Origin of the sequence: Acidovorax sp. ACV02 (assembly GCF_014851475.1) — a bacterium.
In the GTDB taxonomy this organism is placed as follows: Bacteria; Pseudomonadota; Gammaproteobacteria; order Burkholderiales; family Burkholderiaceae_C; genus Acidovorax; species Acidovorax delafieldii.
On record NZ_JACUZU010000001.1, the window covers coordinates 281,787 to 299,346 of the forward strand.

General features: G+C 65.3%; 15 protein-coding genes. 12 read left to right on the forward strand and 3 right to left on the reverse strand.

Annotation, left to right across the window (positions count from 1 at the left end; genetic code table 11):
* The first annotated feature begins 61 nt into the window (after window positions 1–61).
* The 11 genes from IB236_RS01370 (at window position 62) to IB236_RS01420 (ending at window position 13,105) form a co-directional block, all read left to right on the forward strand.
* Window positions 62–1,657 (forward strand): ABC transporter ATP-binding protein, encoded by a 1,596-nt coding sequence (locus IB236_RS01370; RefSeq protein ID WP_056747404.1) that lies wholly within the window; start codon window positions 62–64, stop codon window positions 1,655–1,657.
* Window positions 1,650–2,723 carry an ABC transporter permease gene (locus tag IB236_RS01375; protein ID WP_056747405.1) on the forward strand — a complete coding sequence of 358 codons (1,074 nt, stop codon included), beginning with the start codon at window positions 1,650–1,652 and terminating at the stop codon, window positions 2,721–2,723. The genes IB236_RS01370 and IB236_RS01375 overlap by 8 nt, the downstream gene beginning before the upstream one ends.
* Entirely contained in the window at window positions 2,723–3,643 is a 921-nt protein-coding gene (locus IB236_RS01380; protein ID WP_056060799.1) for an ABC transporter permease, read from the forward strand. Before IB236_RS01375 ends, IB236_RS01380 begins: the two co-directional genes overlap by 1 nt.
* Window positions 3,644–3,752: 109 nt before the next feature.
* Window positions 3,753–4,919, forward strand: a complete 1,167-nt coding sequence (locus tag IB236_RS01385; RefSeq protein ID WP_056060802.1) for a BMP family ABC transporter substrate-binding protein — start codon at window positions 3,753–3,755, stop codon at window positions 4,917–4,919.
* Window positions 4,920–5,320: 401 nt separating this feature from the next.
* Window positions 5,321–6,304, forward strand: coding sequence for an aromatic ring-hydroxylating dioxygenase subunit alpha (locus IB236_RS01390; protein ID WP_192418417.1), 984 nt, complete (start codon window positions 5,321–5,323; stop codon window positions 6,302–6,304).
* Window positions 6,304–7,356: an adenosine deaminase gene (locus tag IB236_RS01395; protein ID WP_192418419.1), complete on the forward strand. Its 1,053-nt coding sequence runs from the start codon at window positions 6,304–6,306 to the stop codon at window positions 7,354–7,356. The genes IB236_RS01390 and IB236_RS01395 overlap by 1 nt, the downstream gene beginning before the upstream one ends.
* A 217-nt stretch (window positions 7,357–7,573) precedes the next feature.
* Window positions 7,574–9,148 (forward strand): methyl-accepting chemotaxis protein, encoded by a 1,575-nt coding sequence (locus IB236_RS01400; protein ID WP_056060812.1) that lies wholly within the window; start codon window positions 7,574–7,576, stop codon window positions 9,146–9,148.
* A 179-nt stretch (window positions 9,149–9,327) separates the two neighbouring features.
* The gene (locus IB236_RS01405) at window positions 9,328–10,428 is read left to right on the forward strand and encodes a BMP family ABC transporter substrate-binding protein (protein WP_056060815.1); all 1,101 of its coding nucleotides are present in this window, start codon (window positions 9,328–9,330) and stop codon (window positions 10,426–10,428) included.
* A gap of 112 nt (window positions 10,429–10,540) precedes the next feature.
* Window positions 10,541–11,839: a guanine deaminase gene (guaD, locus tag IB236_RS01410; RefSeq protein ID WP_056060818.1), complete on the forward strand. Its 1,299-nt coding sequence runs from the start codon at window positions 10,541–10,543 to the stop codon at window positions 11,837–11,839.
* Window positions 11,840–11,919: 80 nt separating this feature from the next.
* Window positions 11,920–12,492, forward strand: a complete 573-nt coding sequence (dcd, locus tag IB236_RS01415; RefSeq protein WP_015012892.1) for a dCTP deaminase — start codon at window positions 11,920–11,922, stop codon at window positions 12,490–12,492.
* Window positions 12,493–12,628: 136 nt separating this feature from the next.
* On the forward strand, window positions 12,629–13,105 hold the full coding sequence (locus IB236_RS01420; RefSeq protein ID WP_192418421.1) for a hypothetical protein: 477 nt from the start codon (window positions 12,629–12,631) through the stop codon (window positions 13,103–13,105).
* Here IB236_RS01420 and IB236_RS01425 read toward each other — a convergent pair.
* The 3 genes from IB236_RS01425 to pcp form a co-directional block, all read right to left on the reverse strand.
* On the reverse strand, window positions 13,057–14,757 hold the full coding sequence (locus tag IB236_RS01425) for a diguanylate cyclase (protein WP_192418423.1): 1,701 nt from the start codon (window positions 14,755–14,757) through the stop codon (window positions 13,057–13,059). The genes IB236_RS01420 and IB236_RS01425 overlap by 49 nt on opposite strands.
* Window positions 14,754–15,743 (reverse strand): delta(1)-pyrroline-2-carboxylate reductase family protein, encoded by a 990-nt coding sequence (locus tag IB236_RS01430; protein ID WP_192418424.1) that lies wholly within the window; start codon window positions 15,741–15,743, stop codon window positions 14,754–14,756. Before IB236_RS01430 ends, IB236_RS01425 begins: the two co-directional genes overlap by 4 nt.
* Window positions 15,744–15,863: 120 nt before the next feature.
* The gene (pcp, locus tag IB236_RS01435) at window positions 15,864–16,538 is read right to left on the reverse strand and encodes a pyroglutamyl-peptidase I (protein WP_192418426.1); all 675 of its coding nucleotides are present in this window, start codon (window positions 16,536–16,538) and stop codon (window positions 15,864–15,866) included.
* A 112-nt stretch (window positions 16,539–16,650) separates the two neighbouring features.
* On the opposite strand from pcp, the gene IB236_RS01440 reads away from it, so the two are divergent.
* Complete coding sequence (locus tag IB236_RS01440) at window positions 16,651–17,535, forward strand: neutral zinc metallopeptidase (RefSeq protein WP_056747416.1); 885 nt, start codon at window positions 16,651–16,653, stop codon at window positions 17,533–17,535.
* Window positions 17,536–17,560 lie beyond the last annotated feature (25 nt).

A 17,560-nucleotide genomic window follows, 5' to 3' on the forward strand; every position in this document is an offset into this window, starting at 1 on the left:
CAAGCGCCATGAGGTATTTTCATTCTTATAACAAGTTGTAAAACTGAGAGACAATCCCCGCATGAGTTCTCCCCCCAATCCTTCAGCGCCTGGTGCGGCGCCGCCACGGCTGCAGCTGGTGGGCATCACCAAGCGCTACCCGGCCGTGGTGGCCAACAGCGGCGTGTCGCTCACGGTGCTGCCGGGTGAAATCCACGCCGTGCTGGGCGAAAACGGCGCGGGCAAGTCCACGCTGATGAAAATCATCTACGGCTCGGTCAAGCCCGATGAAGGCAGCGTGTTCTTCAACGGCCAGGCCGTGCAGGTGCGCAACCCGCAAGAAGCGCGGGCCCTGGGCATTGCCATGGTGTTCCAGCATTTCAGCCTGTTCGACACCCTCACGGTGGCCGAGAACGTGTGGCTGGGCCTGGACAAGAGCCTGACGCTGGCTGAAGTGACCGGCCGCATCACCGCCAAGGCCGCCGAATACGGCCTGGACATCGACCCCCTGCGCCCCGTGCACACGTTGAGCGTGGGCGAGATGCAGCGGGTAGAAATCATTCGCGCGCTGCTCACCAACCCCAAGGTGCTGATCCTGGACGAGCCCACTTCGGTGCTCACGCCCCAGGCGGTCGAAAAGCTTTTTGTGGTGCTGCGCAAGTTGGCCAGCGAGGGCTGCAGCATCCTCTACATCAGCCACAAGCTGCACGAAATTCGCGCGCTGTGCACCGCCTGCACCGTGCTGCGTGGCGGCAAGGTGACGGGCGTGTGCAACCCGGCCGAGGAATCCAATGCGTCCCTGTCGCGGCTGATGATCGGCGCCGAACCGCCCGCGCTGGAACACCGCGCGGTGCAGACTGGCGCGACGGTGCTGCGCGTGCAGGGCCTGTCGCTGCCGCGCGCCGACCAGTTCGGCGTGGATTTGATCGACCTGCAGTTTGAGGTGAAGGCGGGCGAGGTGGTGGGCATTGCCGGGGTGTCGGGCAATGGGCAAAAAGAGCTGCTCTACGCGCTGTCGGGCGAAGACCAGCGGGCTGACGCGGCCTGCATCCAGGTGTCTGGCGAGAACGCGGGCCGCATGGGTCCCGGCCAGCGCCGGGCGCTGGGCTTGCATTTTGTGCCCGAAGAGCGCCTGGGCCGGGGCGCCGTGCCCACCATGGGGCTGGCGCACAACCTGCTGCTCACCCGCACCAATTCGGTCGGCGGCAGTGGCTGGATCAAGGTGGGTGCGCTGCAAAAACATGCCGAGGACATCATCCGGCGCTTCAATGTGAAGGCGGGTGGACCCAACGCAGCGGCCAAGTCGCTGTCGGGTGGCAACCTGCAGAAGTTCATCGTGGGGCGCGAGATTGACGCCAACCCCAAGCTGCTCATCGTCTCGCAGCCCACCTGGGGCGTGGATGTGGGCGCCGCCGCACAGATCCGGGGCTCCATCCTGGCCCTGCGTGACGCAGGCTGCGCCGTGCTGGTGGTGAGTGAGGAGCTGGACGAATTGTTTGAAATCTGCGACCGGCTGCATGTGGTGGCCAAGGGGCACCTGTCGCCCTCGGTGCCGCGCGCCGAGGCCACGGTGGAGCGCATCGGTGAATGGATGAGCGGGCTGTGGCATGCCGATGTGCAGGCGCACCTGGCGCAGCAACAACAACAGAGCCGGGCAGCGGAGGTGCAGCATGCTTAAGCTGGAACCACGCCCCCAGGCGTCGAAGGTCTGGACCTACGGTTCGCCCCTGCTGGCGCTGGCCTTTACCGTGCTGATCGGTGTGGCCTTGTTCATTGCGCTGGGCAAAGACCCGGTGCGCGGGCTGCAGGTGTTCTTCTGGGAGCCCATCAAGACGCAGTACGCCATTGGCGAACTCATGGTCAAGGCCACGCCACTGTTGCTGATTGCGCTGGGGCTGGCCGTGTGTTTCCGCTCCAACGTGTGGAACATCGGTGCCGAAGGCCAGTTTGTCATCGGCGCCGTGGTGGCGGGTGGCGTGGCGCTGCTGGCTGACAAGACCACGGGCCCCTGGATCGTGCCCGCCATCCTGCTCGCCGGGGTGCTGGGCGGCATGGCCTGGGCGGGGCTCACGGCGCTGCTGCGAGACAAGTTCAATGCCAACGAAATCCTGGTCAGCCTGATGCTGGTCTATGTGGCCACGCTGGTGCTGGGCTACCTGGTCTATGGCCCGTGGAAGGACCCCATGGGCTACAACTTTCCGCAGACCAAGACGTTCGAGAAGGTCACGCAGATCCCGCGCCTGATGCAGGGCTCGCGCGTGTCCATCGGGTTGCTGCTGGCGCTCGCAGGCGCTGGGGCCTTGTGGGTGTTCCTGTTCCGCACGCGGGCGGGCTTTGCACAGCAGGTGGGCGGGCTGGCACCGGCAGCGGCGCGTTACGCGGGCTTTTCGTCGCGCCGGGCGCTGTGGACGGCGCTGCTGATCTCGGGCGGCGCCGCTGGCCTGGCCGGTGCGTTGGAGGTGGCAGGGCCCATCGGCCAGCTCACCCCCTATGTGCCTGCGGGCTACGGCTTCGCGGCCATCATCGTGGCCTTCGTCGGACGGCTGCACCCGGTGGGCATGATCCTCTCCGCCATCCTCATGAGCATGTTCTACATCGGTGGTGAACTGGCGCAGTCGCGCCTGGGCCTGCCCAAGTCGCTCACCGGCGTGTTCCAGGGCCTGCTGCTGTTCACGCTGCTGGCCTGTGACACGCTGATTGCCTACCGCATCCGCTGGGTCGGCAGCAAGAAAGGAGGTGTCTGATGGAGTCTTATGCACTGCTCATCGGCGCCACGCTCAGCGCGGGCACCGTGCTGGCCATTGCGGCCCTGGGCCTGCTCATCAACGAAAAGGCGGGCATCGTCAACCTGGGGGCCGAGGGCATGATGCTCTGCGCCGCCATTGCCGGCTTTGCCACCGTGGTGCACACGGGCAACACCTGGCTGGGCTTTGCGGCAGGCATGGCGGCAGGTGCAGTGCTGGCCGCCATCTTTGGTGTGCTGGTGATCTGGCTCAACACCAACCAGTACGCCACGGGGCTTGCGCTCAGTCTGTTCGGCGTGGGCTTCTCCGCGTTTGCGGGCATCAGCTATGTGCAGGCAAAGCTGCCCGAGCTGCCCAAGTACGCCATTCCCGTGCTGGGCGATGTGCCGCTCCTCGGGCCAGCGCTGTTCCAGCAGCACCCGCTGGTGTATCTCACCATGCTGCTGGTGGCGGGGTTGATCTGGTTTCTGTACCGCTCGCGCGCCGGGCTGGTGCTGCGGTCGGTGGGCGAATCGCCTGAGTCAGCCCATGCGTTGGGCTACCCGGTGCGGCGCATCCGGCTGGCGGCCGTGGTGGTGGGCGGGGCGCTGTGCGGGCTGGCCGGGGCTTACATCTCCACCGTCTACACCCCGCTGTGGGTCGAGGGCATGGTGGCCGGGCGCGGCTGGATTGCGCTGGCGCTCACCACCTTTGCCACCTGGCGCCCGGCACGGGTGTTGCTTGGTGCTTATCTGTTCGGCGGCGTGACCATGCTGCAGTTCCATTTGCAGGCCACCGGCGTGCAGGTGGCCAGCCAGTTGCTGAGCATGTTGCCGTATGTGGCCACCATCGTGGTGCTGGCGCTGATCTCGCGCAATCCGGCGTGGATCCGCATCAACATGCCGGCATCGCTGGGCAAACCGTTTTATCCGGGCTCCTGAAAGGGCTAGCCCACCGGAAAATCTGGTTACCCTGCGGTAGATCGCACCATAATCATTGTTTTCGTCCCCCAACCTTTGCAAGTCCTACTTCTTCGATAAGGAAACCGACATGACTGATCTGCAGAAACGCTCCCTGCTCAAGGTGGCAGCGCTCTCCGCTGTGGCTGCTGCTGCCCTGGTGGGCTGTGGCAAGAAGGAAGAACCGGCACCGGCCCCTGCGCCTGCACCGGCCCCTGCCGCAGAAGCACCGGCACCCAAGCCCGAGCCACTGAAGATCGCGTTTGCCTATGTCGGCCCGGTGGGCGACGGCGGCTGGTCGTTCGCGCACGACAACGGTCGCAAGGCCATCGAGAAGGAATTTGGCGACAAGGTCGTGACGAGCTTTGTGGAAAGCGTGCCCGAGTCTGCTGACGCAGAGCGCGTGCTGCGCGACCTGGCCGGCCAGGGCAACAAGCTGATCTTCGGCACCACCTTCGGCTACATGGAGTCCATGCTCAAGGTTGCGGAAGACAACAAGGGTGTGAAGTTCGAACACGCCACCGGCTACAAGACGGCCGAAAACCTGCGCACCTACGACAGCCGCACCTACGAAGGCGCGTATATGGCCGGCATCATCGCTGGCGCCATGACCAAGTCCAACACGCTGGGCGTGGTGGGCTCGGTGCCGATTCCTGAGGTGATCCGCAACATCAACAGCTTCACGCTGGGTGCGCAGTCGGTCAATCCCAAGATCAAGACCAAGGTGGTGTGGGTGAATGAATGGTTCAGCCCACCGAAGGAAACCGAAGCTGCGACCAGCCTGATCAACGGTGGCGCCGACATCCTGTTCCAGAACACCGACTCTCCCGCCGTGCTCAAGACCGCCCAGGAAAAGGGCAAGCGCGCCTTCGGCTGGGACAGCGACATGACCGCCTACGGCCCCAAGGCCCACCTGGCATCGGCGGTGATCAACTGGGGTCCGTACTACGTCAAGGCCACCAAGGACGTGCTGGACGGCACCTGGGCTTCGGGCCAAAGCTGGTGGGGTGTGAAGGAAGGCGCTATCGACATCGTCTCCATCGCCGAAGACGTGCCTGCTGACACCAAGGCCAAGGTCGAAGCCGTGAAGAAGGGCCTGGCCGACGGCAGCTTCAGCATCTGGAAGGGCCCCATCGTGGGTCAGGACGGTAAGCCCGTGCTGGAAAAGGACGCTGTGGCCGACGACAAGTTCCTGGGCGGCATCAACTTTTACGTCAAGGGCGTGGAAGGCAAGATCCCTGGCGGCGACAAGAAGTAATTCGCGCCGCGCGCATCAGCAGTTCTTGCGAGCTGCTGTGACAAAGGGCCGCCCTGGGGTGGCCCTTTTGTTTTGCAGGGGCATTTTGTGACCTGCAGCATTAAGAACCTGTTCAAAGTCTTTTTGGAGTCGCACAAGTACCTTGCCGGGATGGGATGCAAGGCGCGGTGCGCTGCCAATAGCCCGTGCTATTGGCAAGCGCCGCAACGCCGCAGACCGCCCGGCAAGGCACTTGCCCGAAGGGTTGGAGTGAAATCGGGCCGATGAACTCGGAGTTTTGGCGCCCCGGCTGCTTGCATGGGCACGAGCCCATGCGGCGCATCCGAAGCATCCACCCATCCCGATTGCACTCCAATGCAATCTCCAAAAAGACTTTGAACAGGTTCTAAGGAGCAAGGACGATGGTGGAATCAACTTTGTGGCATCCTGTGGCCCTGTCAGGGGCCGTGGCTGGGCAGGCACCGCTGGCGGTGCAATTGCTGGAGCAACCCGTGGTGTTGTGGCGCGACAGCGAAGGCGCCGTGCTCGCGCTGGCCGACCAGTGCCCGCACCGGGGCGCCCGCTTGTCGCTGGGCCGCGTGACGCCCCAGGGCCAGTTGGAGTGCCCCTACCATGGCTGGCAGTTTGCGGCCGGTGGGCAATGCACGCACGTGCCTGCACTACCCACCTTTGTGCCCCCGGCCACGCACTGCGCCCGCCATTTCGAGGTGCAGGAGGCCTATGGCCTTGTGTGGGTGCGCATCGCACCAGGCGAGCAGGGACTGCCCGTGTTTGCGGCGGAGGGGGATGCTCGCCTGCGCAAGCTCAACTGCGGTCCCTACGACGTGGCGGCCAGCGCGCCGCGCATCGTCGAGAACTTTCTGGACATGTCGCATTTCGGCTTTTTGCACGAAGGCTGGCTCGGCAGCCGTGAGGCGACGGCCATCGACGATTACCGCGTGGAGCCCACGCCCACGGGCCTCCTGGCCACGGGCTGCAAGGCCTGGCAACCGCAATCCAACCTGCATTCCACGGCGGCCGCCCAGGTCGAATACACCTACGAAGTCACCGCGCCCTATGCGGCCGTGCTGACCAAGGTGCCCGAGGCGGGCACCACGGCGGTCGATGGCTGGCGCGAGTCCATTGCGCTGTTCATCTGTCCGGTGACGCCGGTGCGCAGCCGGGTGTGGTTTCGGCTGGCCGTGGCGGATTTCGATTCGCCGGACGAGAAACTGCAGGCCTTCCAGCACACCATCTTCACGCAGGACCAGCCCGTGCTGGAGTCGCAGACGCCACAGTGCCTGCCGCTTGACCTGCGCGCGGAGTTGCATACCGCTGCCGACAAGGCATCATCTGCGTATCGCCGCTTTCTGCGCCAGAGTGGCATCACCTTTGGAGTCTGCTGATGTTCAAGATCCCCCCCATCTCCGCCGAGCGCCTTCCCAGCCTGCTGCGTGCCATGCCCAAGGCCGAGCTGCATATCCACATCGAGGGCTCGCTGGAGCCCGAGCTGATCTTTGCGCTGGCGCAGCGCAATGGTCTGACGCTGAGCTATGCCAGCGTGGACGCCTTGCGCAGCGCCTATGCATTCACCAATCTGCAGAGTTTTCTGGACATCTACTACGCCGGTGCGAGTGTGCTGCTGCATGAACAGGATTTTTACGACATGGCGCGCGCTTACCTGGGTCGTGCGGCGCGCGACAACGTGCTGCACACCGAACTCTTCTTCGACCCGCAAACCCATACCGCACGCGGCGTGGCGATGGAGACCGTCATCAACGGTCTGCACCGTGCCTGCCAGGATGCCCGCGCCGAACTCGGAATCAGCGCCACGCTGATCCTGTGCTTCCTGCGCCATCTGAGCGAGGAGTCGGCGTTCGAAACGCTGGAGCAGGCCATGCCGCTGCTCGACAAGATGGTGGGTGTGGGTCTGGACTCCAGCGAACTGGGGCACCCGCCCGAGAAGTTTGCCCGCGTGTTCGCCCGCTGCCGCGAGCTGGGCCTGCACCTGGTGGCCCATGCGGGGGAGGAGGGTCCTCCCGCCTACATCTGGAGTGCGCTGGATGTGCTCAAGGTCGAGCGCATCGACCATGGCGTGCAGGCGGTACACGACGCTGCCCTGATGCAGCGCCTGGCGCAAGACCGCATTGCGCTCACGGTGTGCCCGCTGTCCAACCAGAAACTGTGCGTCTTCCCCAACCTTGCGGACCACAACCTCGGCAAGCTGCTCGATGCCGGGCTGGCTGCCACCGTGAATTCGGACGACCCTGCCTACTTTGGTGGCTACATCAACGAGAACTTCACCCAGGTGTTTGCGGCCACGGGGCTCACGGCCAAACATGCTTACCAGTTGGCTTTCAATAGTTTTGAAGCCAGCTTTGCAGGCAATGCTGACAAGCGGGTGTGGGAGCACAAGCTCAAGGAAGCGTTCGAGCGGTGCGTGGAGCACGACTACTGAGCTTCGGGTAGCGCACGCAGTGGGCTGGGGAAATGGCGCCAGAGGGACTGTCGCCAGTGCGGCAGGGGCATGATCTGGGTAAACCCTTAAAATAGTAAGTATTCGTTCGAATTGCGTCCGGCCCAGGCCCAAGGGGTGATCCACCACCATGGCCCTTACCCTGCGCTCCCTTGTGGAGTGCACGGGTGCCGTGTTGCCCCCTTTTTTGGAGCCTTCCATGTTTCTCAGTCAAATCTCCATTGGCAAGCGCCTGACCCTGGTGCTTGGCCTCATCCTGGCGCTGTTTTTTGCCAGCAGCGTGGTGGCCGTGGTCAAGCTCAGCCAGCTGGGCAGGGAGATCGACGCCATGGTCAACGACAACATCAAGACCGAGCGCGCGGGCTCGGACTGGCTGCGCCACACCACATCGGGCGTGCAGCGCGCGGCAGCTATTGCCAAGAGCAGCGACGCGAGCCTGATCCCATACTTTGCGCCCGCCACGGCCGCGTCGATCCGTGATACCAACGAGCTGCAGAAATTCATCGAGTCCAAGATGGACACGGCGGAGAAGAAGCAGCTTTTTGCCAAGGTGGGAGACCTGCGCAAGGACTACCTGGCGGCCCGCGAGGAAGTGAGCAAGTTCAAGCAGGCGGGCGATGCCGAGAACGCCAACAAGGTTTTCACCGAGCGGTTTGAGCCCACCTCCCGCAGCTATCTGGCGGGTGTGCAGCAGATGGTGGATGGCCAGCGCGCCGAGCTCGATGCGGCCGGCAAGCGCAGCGAAGAGCTGCGTGCCCAGACCACGCTGCTGCTGCAGATCTGCACCGGCGTGTCGCTGCTGCTAGGCGCCTTGCTGGCCTGGCTGCTGACCACCAGCATCACGCGCCCGCTGCGCAAGGCAGAGGCCATTGCAGAGACCATCGCCAACATGGACCTGACGGGTGCCCCCCAGGCGAGCTACGCCAATGACGAAACCGGCCACCTGCTGCGCGCGCTGGATGCCATGCGCAGCGCGCTGCACCGTTCGCTGCAGCAAGTGCGGGGCGTGGTGGACAGCATCTCTACCGCCAGCACCCAGATCGCGATTGGCAACCAGGACCTGAGCGCGCGCACTGAGCAGACAGCCAGCAGCCTGCAGGAGACCGCCAGCTCGATGGAAGAGCTGACCAGCACCGTGCGCCAGAGCGCCGATTCGGCCGTGCAGGCCAACCAGCTGGCCGTGTCGGCGGCGCAGGTGGCCCAGCGCGGTGGCGATGTGGTGGCACAGGTGGTGACCACCATGGACGAGATCAACACCAGCAGCAAGAAGATTGCCGACATCATCGGCACCATCGACGGTATCGCGTTCCAGACCAACATCCTGGCCCTCAACGCCGCCGTGGAAGCCGCCCGTGCGGGCGAGCAGGGCCGTGGCTTTGCCGTGGTGGCCAGCGAAGTGCGCTCACTGGCCCAGCGCTCGGCCCAGGCGGCCAAGGAAATCAAGACGCTGATCGGCGTGTCCGTGGAAAAGGTTGAGTCGGGTGCTGCCCTGGTGCAGAACGCCGGCACCACCATGGGCGAGATCGTGAGTTCCGTGCGCCGCGTGACCGACATCATTGGCGAGATCAGCGCAGCCGCTTCGGAGCAGAGCCAGGGCATTGGCCAGGTGAATGTGGCGGTGACCCAGCTGGACCAGATGACCCAGCAAAATGCAGCCCTGGTGGAAGAGTCCACCGCTGCCGCCGAAAGCCTGAAGGATCAGGCGTCGCGCCTGGCCGAAGTCGTCGGTGCTTTCCGCCTGGGCGCGGGCCCGCAGGCGCTGCGGCTGAATTGAAATTGATGGCGGGGCTCTGTGCGCTGCTGCAGCGCTCCGCCCGTGCTTGAAAGCGCTTTTTTTCCGACAATCTTTGCAACATCGCTTCATGTAGTTTTCGCACAGTCTGACCTTCCCGGTGGCACCGTCGTCCTGCGGTGCTTCCGGTCCATTCCATCAGGGCCATGTAGAGGAACACCATGTACAAAAACCTCGCTGCCACGCTCGTGGCCGCCTGTTTTTTCTCCCCCGTTTTTTCCCAGACCACGTCCGCCAAGGGCAGCGTCGCCGAGCCCGTCAAAGCCGGTTTTGTCTATGTCTCACCCATCACCGAGGCAGGCTGGACGCGCCAGCATGACGAAGGCCGCAAGGCCGTCGAGGCCGCGCTGGGCAGCCAGGTGAAGACCACGTTGGTCGAGAACGTGGCCGAAGGCGCCGATGCAGAACGCGTGATCCGCGACCTGGCCGCCACCGGCCATCAGATCATCTTCACCCCCAGCTTTGGCTACATGGAGCCCACGCTCAAGGTGGCGCAGGACTATCCGCAGGTGAAGTTCGAGTCCATCACCGGCTACAAGACCACCCCCAATGTGGCCGCCGCCAATGCGCGCTACTACGAGGGGCGTTACCTGGCTGGCATCGCTGCGGGCCGCATGAGCAAGACCGGCGTGGCAGGGTTCGTGGCCGGGTTTCCCATCCCCGAAGTGCTGCAGGGCATCAACGCCTTCACGCTGGGCATGCGCTCGGTCAACCCCAAGGCCACTGTCAAGGTGGTGTGGCTCAACGTATGGTTCGACCCGCCCAAGGAGCGGGATGCCGCCATGGCACTGTTCAACCAGGACGTGGATGTGATTGCTTTCCATACTGGCTCCACTGCCGTGATGGCGGCTGCGCAAGAGCGCGGCAAGATGGCCGTGGCCTATCACTCGGACATGCGCAAGACGGGCCCGGACGCGCAGATCGTGGCCGTGACGCACCAGTGGGGCAGCTACTACACCGAGCGCGTGCGCGCCGTGCAAAACGGCACCTGGAAAAGTGCCAATGTGTGGGGCGGCGTGCGCGAGGGCATGATCCGCGTCGGTGACTTTGGCACCCGGGTGCCAGCGGCCGTCCAGCAGGAGGTGCTGAATGCCCAAAAGGCTGTGGGCGCGGGCAAGCTCCAGCCCTTCCGTGCGGGCAAAGTGCCGGTGCGCGACAACGAAGGGCAGGAGCGCATTGCTGCTGGCCAGGCACTGCCGGATGCCCAGATATTGCAGATGAACTGGCTGGTGGAAGGCGTGGTGGGCAAGGTGTCCCGCTGATCCTGCAGGGCATATCGCCCATCGTTTTCACTGGTCGGCGCTCCCCGAACCCCATAGCCACTATGGGGTGCTGCATATACAAACGGCGCCCCCTGCCGCTAAGCTTGGCGCCATGCCTGTTTACCGTTCCGCTCTTTTGCGTTTTGCCGACGACGGCAGCGCCCTCTATGACGAAGATGGCCTGCTGGCCGTTGGCCCTGACGCTCAGGGCTGCCAGCGTGTGCTGGCGGCGGGCGCTTGGCAGACTCTCGCGCCACAATTTGCCGGGGAGCCTGTGGTGCATCTGCCGGGGCGCATCCTGGCGCCGGGGTTTGTGGACATGCACATCCACTTCCCGCAGACGGACGTGATCGGCTCGCCAGCCGATGGCCTGCTGCCCTGGCTGGAGAACTACACCTTTCCCCACGAATCCCGATTTGTAGACCCCGGCTACAGCGCACAGGTGGCCGAATTTTTTGTGGCCGAGCTGCTGCGCAACGGCGTGACCACAGCCCTGGCGTTTTCGACCTCACACCCCGCGTCGGTGGATGCCCTGTTCACCGAGGCCCAGCGCCAGCGGATGCGCCTCATCACCGGCAAGGTGCTGCAGGACCGTCACTCGCCCGATGGCGTTCGCGACGACACCGAGCAGAGCCTCCTCGACACCGAGGCGCTGATCCAGTGCTGGCACGGCGTGGACCGCCTGGGGTATGCCATCACCCCGCGTTTTGCGCCCACCAGCACGCATGAACAATTGCGCGGCGCGGGTGAGCTGGCTGCGCGCTACCCCGATGTGTGGATCCAGTCCCACGTGGCCGAGAACCGCGACGAGATCCGTTGGGCGCGCGAGCTGTTCCCCGCCGCGCGCAGCTACCTGGGCGTGTACGACGACTTTGGCCTGATGCGCGAACGTGCGGTGTATGCGCACTGCATCCACTTCGATGACGACGACCGCGCGCTGATGCGCGACACCGGCGCGGTGGCGGCGGTCAGCCCCACCAGCAACCTCTTTCTGGGCAGCGGGTTCTTCGACTACGCCGGTGCCGACCGCGTGGGGTTTGGTTATGGCTTGGCCAGCGATGTGGGCGGAGGCACCAGCTTCAGCCCGTTCCACACCATGCTGGCGGCGTACTACGTGGGGCGTGAGGGCCAGACCAAGCAGGGCCTGAGTCTGTCACCCCAGCAACTGTGGTGGCAACACACGGCGGGCGCGGCCAGGGCGCTGGGCCTGGCGGGTGTGGTCGGCAATCTGCAGCCGGGCTGCGAGGCCGATTTTGTGGTGCTGAACCCCGCAGCCACGCCGCTTTTGGCGCGCAAGACCCGCCAGGCGCGCAACCTCGATGAGCTTTTGTTTGCGCTGATCGTGCTCGGCGACGACCGTGTGGTGCAGCAAACGGTGATTTCTCAAGCAAAATACGGCTCTAGCGCTTGATATTCATGCGCTAACAGCTACGTATTTAATAGCGCCCGGCAGTCCACCACTGAGCGGGCCACAGCGCAGGGAGTTCTGCTATGAGCATCAAGAGCGACAAATGGATCCGCCGCATGGCGGCCGAGCACGGAATGATCGAGCCCTTCGAGCCCGGCCAGGTTCGCGAGGTCGAAGGCCGCAAGATCATCAGCTACGGCACCAGCAGCTACGGCTACGACATCCGCTGTGCGCCCGAATTCAAGGTGTTCACCAACATCCACAGCACGGTGGTGGACCCGAAGAACTTCGATGAAAAGAGCTTTGTCGATTTCGAGGGTGACAGCTGCATCATCCCGCCCAACAGCTTCGCGCTGGCCCGCACGGTCGAATACTTCCGCATCCCGCGCAATGTGCTCACCATCTGCCTGGGCAAGAGCACCTATGCCCGCTGCGGCATCATCGTCAACGTGACGCCGTTCGAGCCCGAGTGGGAAGGCTATGTGACGCTGGAGTTCAGCAACACCACGCCGCTGCCAGCGCGCATCTACGCAGGCGAGGGCTGCGCACAAGTGCTGTTCTTCGAGAGCGACAAGGACGACGTGTGCGAGGTCAGCTACCGAGACCGGGGCGGCAAGTACCAGGGCCAGGTGGGCGTGACACTGCCCAAGGCCTGACCACGCGCACATGGCGGGCGGTGGCAGGGGTTGTGTCCTACACGCGCCATGCGCCTTGGCTGAAATGCAAGCATCGGTAAGTTTTCTAGCATCGGTGACACGCCTCCCGGGAGATGGAGGCTGATGGAGTTTCACCATGCTGATGTCCGCTGCCGCCTCAACCTTGTTCTTTGCGCCCATCCGCGCTCTGGCGCCAGCGCTGGCCGATCCCGCTCCTGCCCCTGCGCCTTCTGACATCCCGCCGCCCCGGCGCCCAGACGCTGCGCCGCATTCCGCCGACGCCGACTGCCAGGCACACCACACCTACTGGCCCTGTGAGTTGCTCAATGCCTTTGTGCTGCGCATGGCAGCACACGGCCACTGCGTGAACATGTCGATGATGCTGGGCCACCGGCCCTATGCCCTGGAGCGATTGGCGTTGGCGGCTGGCGCTCCGGACGCTGGCCTGCAAGAGCTGTCGGCCCAGCTGCAGCCGTATTTTGAGGCACCCGTGCTGCAAGCCGAAAGCCCGGAGCCACGGCCCGCAACACCGGGGGACGGCGCCACTGCGGGCTCGGGCAGCCCTCACGCCTCCACACAGACCCTGTTGCGTCCCTGGCCCTTGGCCTCGTAGAGCGCGGCATCGCCCCGACGCAGCATGGCGGCGCCGTTGTCGTCTGCGCTGCGCATGGTTGCGACACCTGCGCTGACGGTGATGGTGCCCACGACCGGGTTCTGTTGCTCTGCCATGGCGGTGACCAGGGCCTGCGCAATGGACTGGGCGCCGTCCAGGTCGGTGTCGGGCAGCAACGCCACGAACTCTTCTCCCCCCAGTCGCGCCACCACATCGGAGCCACGCAGGCGGGACTCCAGCGTGCGTGCCAGTCGCCGCAGGACCTCGTCTCCGGCTTCATGCCCGTAGGTGTCGTTCACCCGCTTGAAGTGGTCCACGTCCACGGTGATCAGGCTCAGCGGACGGCTGCTGCGCCGAGCCAGCGCCACCGCAAAGGCCATTTGTGTCTCGAAGCCGCGCCGGTTCAGCAACCCGGTGAGGGCGTCGGTGCGCGCCTGCAGGTCCAGCGCGCGGTTCGCGGCCTCCAGCTCCAGCGTACGCAGGCGCACTTTTTCTTCCATCGCCTCGCGGGCGGCCAGCAGGCGGTGCGTCATGCGGCCCAGAGACTGAGACAGCTGTTGTACTTCGCGGCTGCTTTGCATGGTCGGAATGTCGCTGCCGGGGAGCCCGGCCTCCACCGCACTGGCCGCGTCGGCCAGTGCATACAGGTCCACGCTCAGGCGCCGGGCGGCCAGCCAGGCCAGGGCCGATGCCAGCAGCGCGGCCGTCAGGCCAATCACCAGTGCCAGTTGTACGGTGTTGTCTGCCTCCGCGAAAGCCAATTCCACAGGCTGGCGTGCCACGATGCGCCAGCCCAGATCGCTGGCCGCGTTGCGCGGCTGCAGCTGCGTGGCTGCGGTCAGGTAGCGCTTGCCATCCCTCCACCGCACCACGGTGGTCTGCGTGCGGTCGCCATCACGGTTGTTGTTGACACTGATGTCCTCGGGCAGTCGCTGCCCGGCAGACCGCATCACCTCGGTCTGTCCGCCAGGCGCAAAAATCAACTGGCCTTCGCGGTCAAAGATGAACAGTTCCAGCGCGCTTTCATCGGATGACGCAGGGGTCAGACTCTCCAGTACCTCGCGTGTCCACTGCCAGCTGCCGTGGATGCCCAGCACGCCCACCGTGGTGGGGCCGACGCGAATGGGCGCTGCAAAGTCCACAAACCGGTGTGGTTCGCCAGTGGCGGTGGGGGGCAGCAGGGACTCCAGCAGCTTGGCGGGGTGGACGTCGCCCACATGCACCCCTTCGAGTCCGTGTTGAAACCAGGGCCGCTGGGCCACGCTCTGGCCCACCAGCAGGCCGCGTGTGGCATTGCGCACCACGCCTTGCGCATCGGCCACACCGATCCAGATGTTGGTGGGCTGCATGGCCTGGCTGCGGGCCAGCATGTGCTGGGCCTCGGCAGAGTCGAGCCCCTTGGACCACACCACTTCGGCACTGGCCATCACCTCGGCCTCCAGGCTGCGCTGCATGAGGCCCAGGGCCAGGAGCTTGCCTGCGTTTTCGGCGACCACCTGCAAGGAACTGCCTGCATCGCGCTGAATGCGGTGCTTGAGCAACTCGCCAAACCCCAGCGACAGCAGCACTGACAGGGTCACGACCAGCGTGCCAAACACCAGCGCGATCTGCATGCGCAGGCTGTGGTCTGAAAAACGTGTGATGAGCATCATGCGGATGGGTCTGCCCAGTGTGCCGTCGCGGCCGGTGCCGTGCTGGCGCGGCGCAGGGCCAGCCGGGCTGCTGCCAAGTCCCAGCCGGCCCAGCCGCAACTCTTGAACAGCACCGGGCCCGAACGCCGCTCGGGGTCTGCGGCACCGAGGCTCCGGACCATCTCACCCAGCGTCGGCAGCGCCGCCACATCCAGGCCCGCCTGCAGCAGGTCGCCCGCTTCATGGAGTGCATCGCTGGTGTCCACCAGGATGCGTCCGTGCCGCGCCACATGCTGGCAAAGGGCTGGGGCCAGCTCTGCCATGGCGGGCGTGAAAGCGCCCACGGCCGCCAAAAATGCGTCGGGCCGGGGCGGGGCGCTCAGCACCAGTGCGCTGGCCGTGGTGCAGGTCGCTATCAGCGGGCAGTGGGGCACGGCGGCATCGGCATCGGCCACCACCCGCACGTGGGCGCCCAGGCCGCGCACCTGCGCTGCCAGGGCCTGGGCGCTGGCGCTGCTGCGCGAGGCAATCCACACCTCGCGCACGCCCAGGCCGTGGATGAATGCCTCGGCATGTGCCAGACCCTGCACCCCTGCGCCGACGATGAGCAAAGGGCCCTGTGGCACCTGCGCCAGATGCCTGGCGGCCAGCAGAGAGACCGCGGCGGTACGCCGTGCGGTGACAGTGGGCCCGTCCAGCACCAGCCGACGCTCGCCCGTGGCGATGTCAAACACCACCACATCGCCCTGGATCGACGGGCGTCCTGTGCCCGCGTTGCCCGCGGTGAAGGTGATGAGCTTGGTCATGGCCACCGATTGATCCGTGGCGGGCATCACAAACAAGCTGCCGCCTTGCGCCAGCGGCAGCACGGCGCGTTGCGGCACCACGACTGTGGGGTCTTTGAGCAAGGCCGCTATTTCATCAGCCAGATCGGACCAGGGCAACCGCGCAGCGGTGGCTGCTGCATCCAGCACGCCCGAGGGGGCTGAAGAGGGGGCAAAAAGCATAGGCGGACTGTACACAGCATGCCGCTCTCGTGGGAGCGGAGAAGCCCTCACCTGTGCAGTGCCCAAGGTAGCCCAGCGTGTGCTGGGCGGGGGGCAGGTTCGCCATGGCTGCCATGCCCATCAATGCGTGGCCCCCGCCTGCAGCGCGATGTCCTGCGGCGTCAGCACCGCAGCCCACAGGGCGGCATGCATGCCGCGCACCATGTCGCGAAGGGGCAGATGGGGGTCCCCCTGGCCACTGAGCCAGGGCACATGCACAAAACCGCCCCGTGCGCCCTCTGGGCCTATGCCTTGTGCCAGCAGATGCATGAGGCCGTACAGCACATGGTTGCAGACAAAGGTGCCAGCGGTTTGCGACACCTCGCAGGACACGCCAGCGCGTTGCACGGCGCGCAGCATGGCCTTGATGGGCAGGCTGGCGAAGTAGGCGGCAGGTCCGCCGGGCTGCACCGGGGTGTCTATGGGCTGTGCGCCACCGTTGTCTGGAATGCGCGCATCGTTGATGTTGATGCCGATGCGCTCGATGGACAGCGCTGCCCGACCACCTGCCAGGCCCAGGCACAGCGTGACGGTGGGCCGGTGTTCTAGCAACAGCGACTGCAGCCGCTGCAACGACTGCCCGAACACCGTGGGCAATTGCGCAGCCACCACCTGGTGTCCTGCGATGCGTTGCCCGTGCAGCGCTTGCGCAATGAGCCAGCTGGGGTTGTGCGCGCCACCACCAAACGGATCAAAACCGGTCAGAAGAATGGTGGGCCCGGCATGGGGCGCGCTATGGTGTGCGGCAGATGTCATGAAAGGCAGGCAAAAGCGGGGTGGAACACATCGTAAATCGTCCGCGCCAGGGCGGTCCCGCGCGTAACATGCAGGCTTGGCCGCCCCACCTGGAGGGCGCTGGAGAGACGCAATGAAATGGGAAGGCAATCGCGAGTCCGACAACGTGGAAGACCGCCGTGACGAGGGCGGCGGCGGTGGATCGCCGGTGTTTGGTGGGCGCAGCATCGGCATTGGCACCATCGTGATCGCGCTGGTGGGGGGCTGGGTGCTGGGCATCAACCCCTTGACCATCCTGGGGCTGCTCAGCGGCGGCGGCCCAGCGCCCCAGGTGCAGACGCAACCCCATGCTCCGGCCCACCGCCCACCAGCCGATGACACCATGGCACGTTTTGTGTCCACGGTGCTTGCCGACACGGAGGACGTGTGGGGCGAGGTGTTCCGCCAGGGCGGCGGGCGCTACCAGGACCCGCGGCTGGTGTTGTTCCGGGGCGCTACGCCCACCGCATGTGGTACGGGACAGGCAGCCATGGGGCCGTTTTACTGCCCCGCTGACCAGAAGGTCTACATCGACCTGGGTTTCTACGAGACTCTCAAGACCCGGCTGGGTGCCCCGGGCGACTTTGCCCAGGCCTACGTGATTGCCCATGAGGTGGGCCACCACGTGCAGAACCAGCTGGGCATCAGCGCCAAGGTGGACCAGATGCGGGGCCGTGTGAGCAAGGTGGAATACAACGCGCTGTCGGTGCGGCTGGAGCTGCAGGCCGACTGCTTTGCGGGGGTGTGGGCCCACCACGCCCAGAAGTCCCGTCAGATCCTGGAGCAGGGCGATGTGGAAGAAGCCATGAACGCCGCCGCCAAGATTGGTGACGATGCGCTGCAGCGGGCCAATGGCGGCGCGGTGGTGCCCGAGAGCTTCACGCATGGCACGAGCGCCCAGCGGCAGCGATGGTTCAACAGCGGCCTGCAAAGTGGCAGTGTCAAGACCTGCGACACCTTTGCGGCGCGCAGCCTGTAGGCGCGCAATGCCCAGGGATTATTAG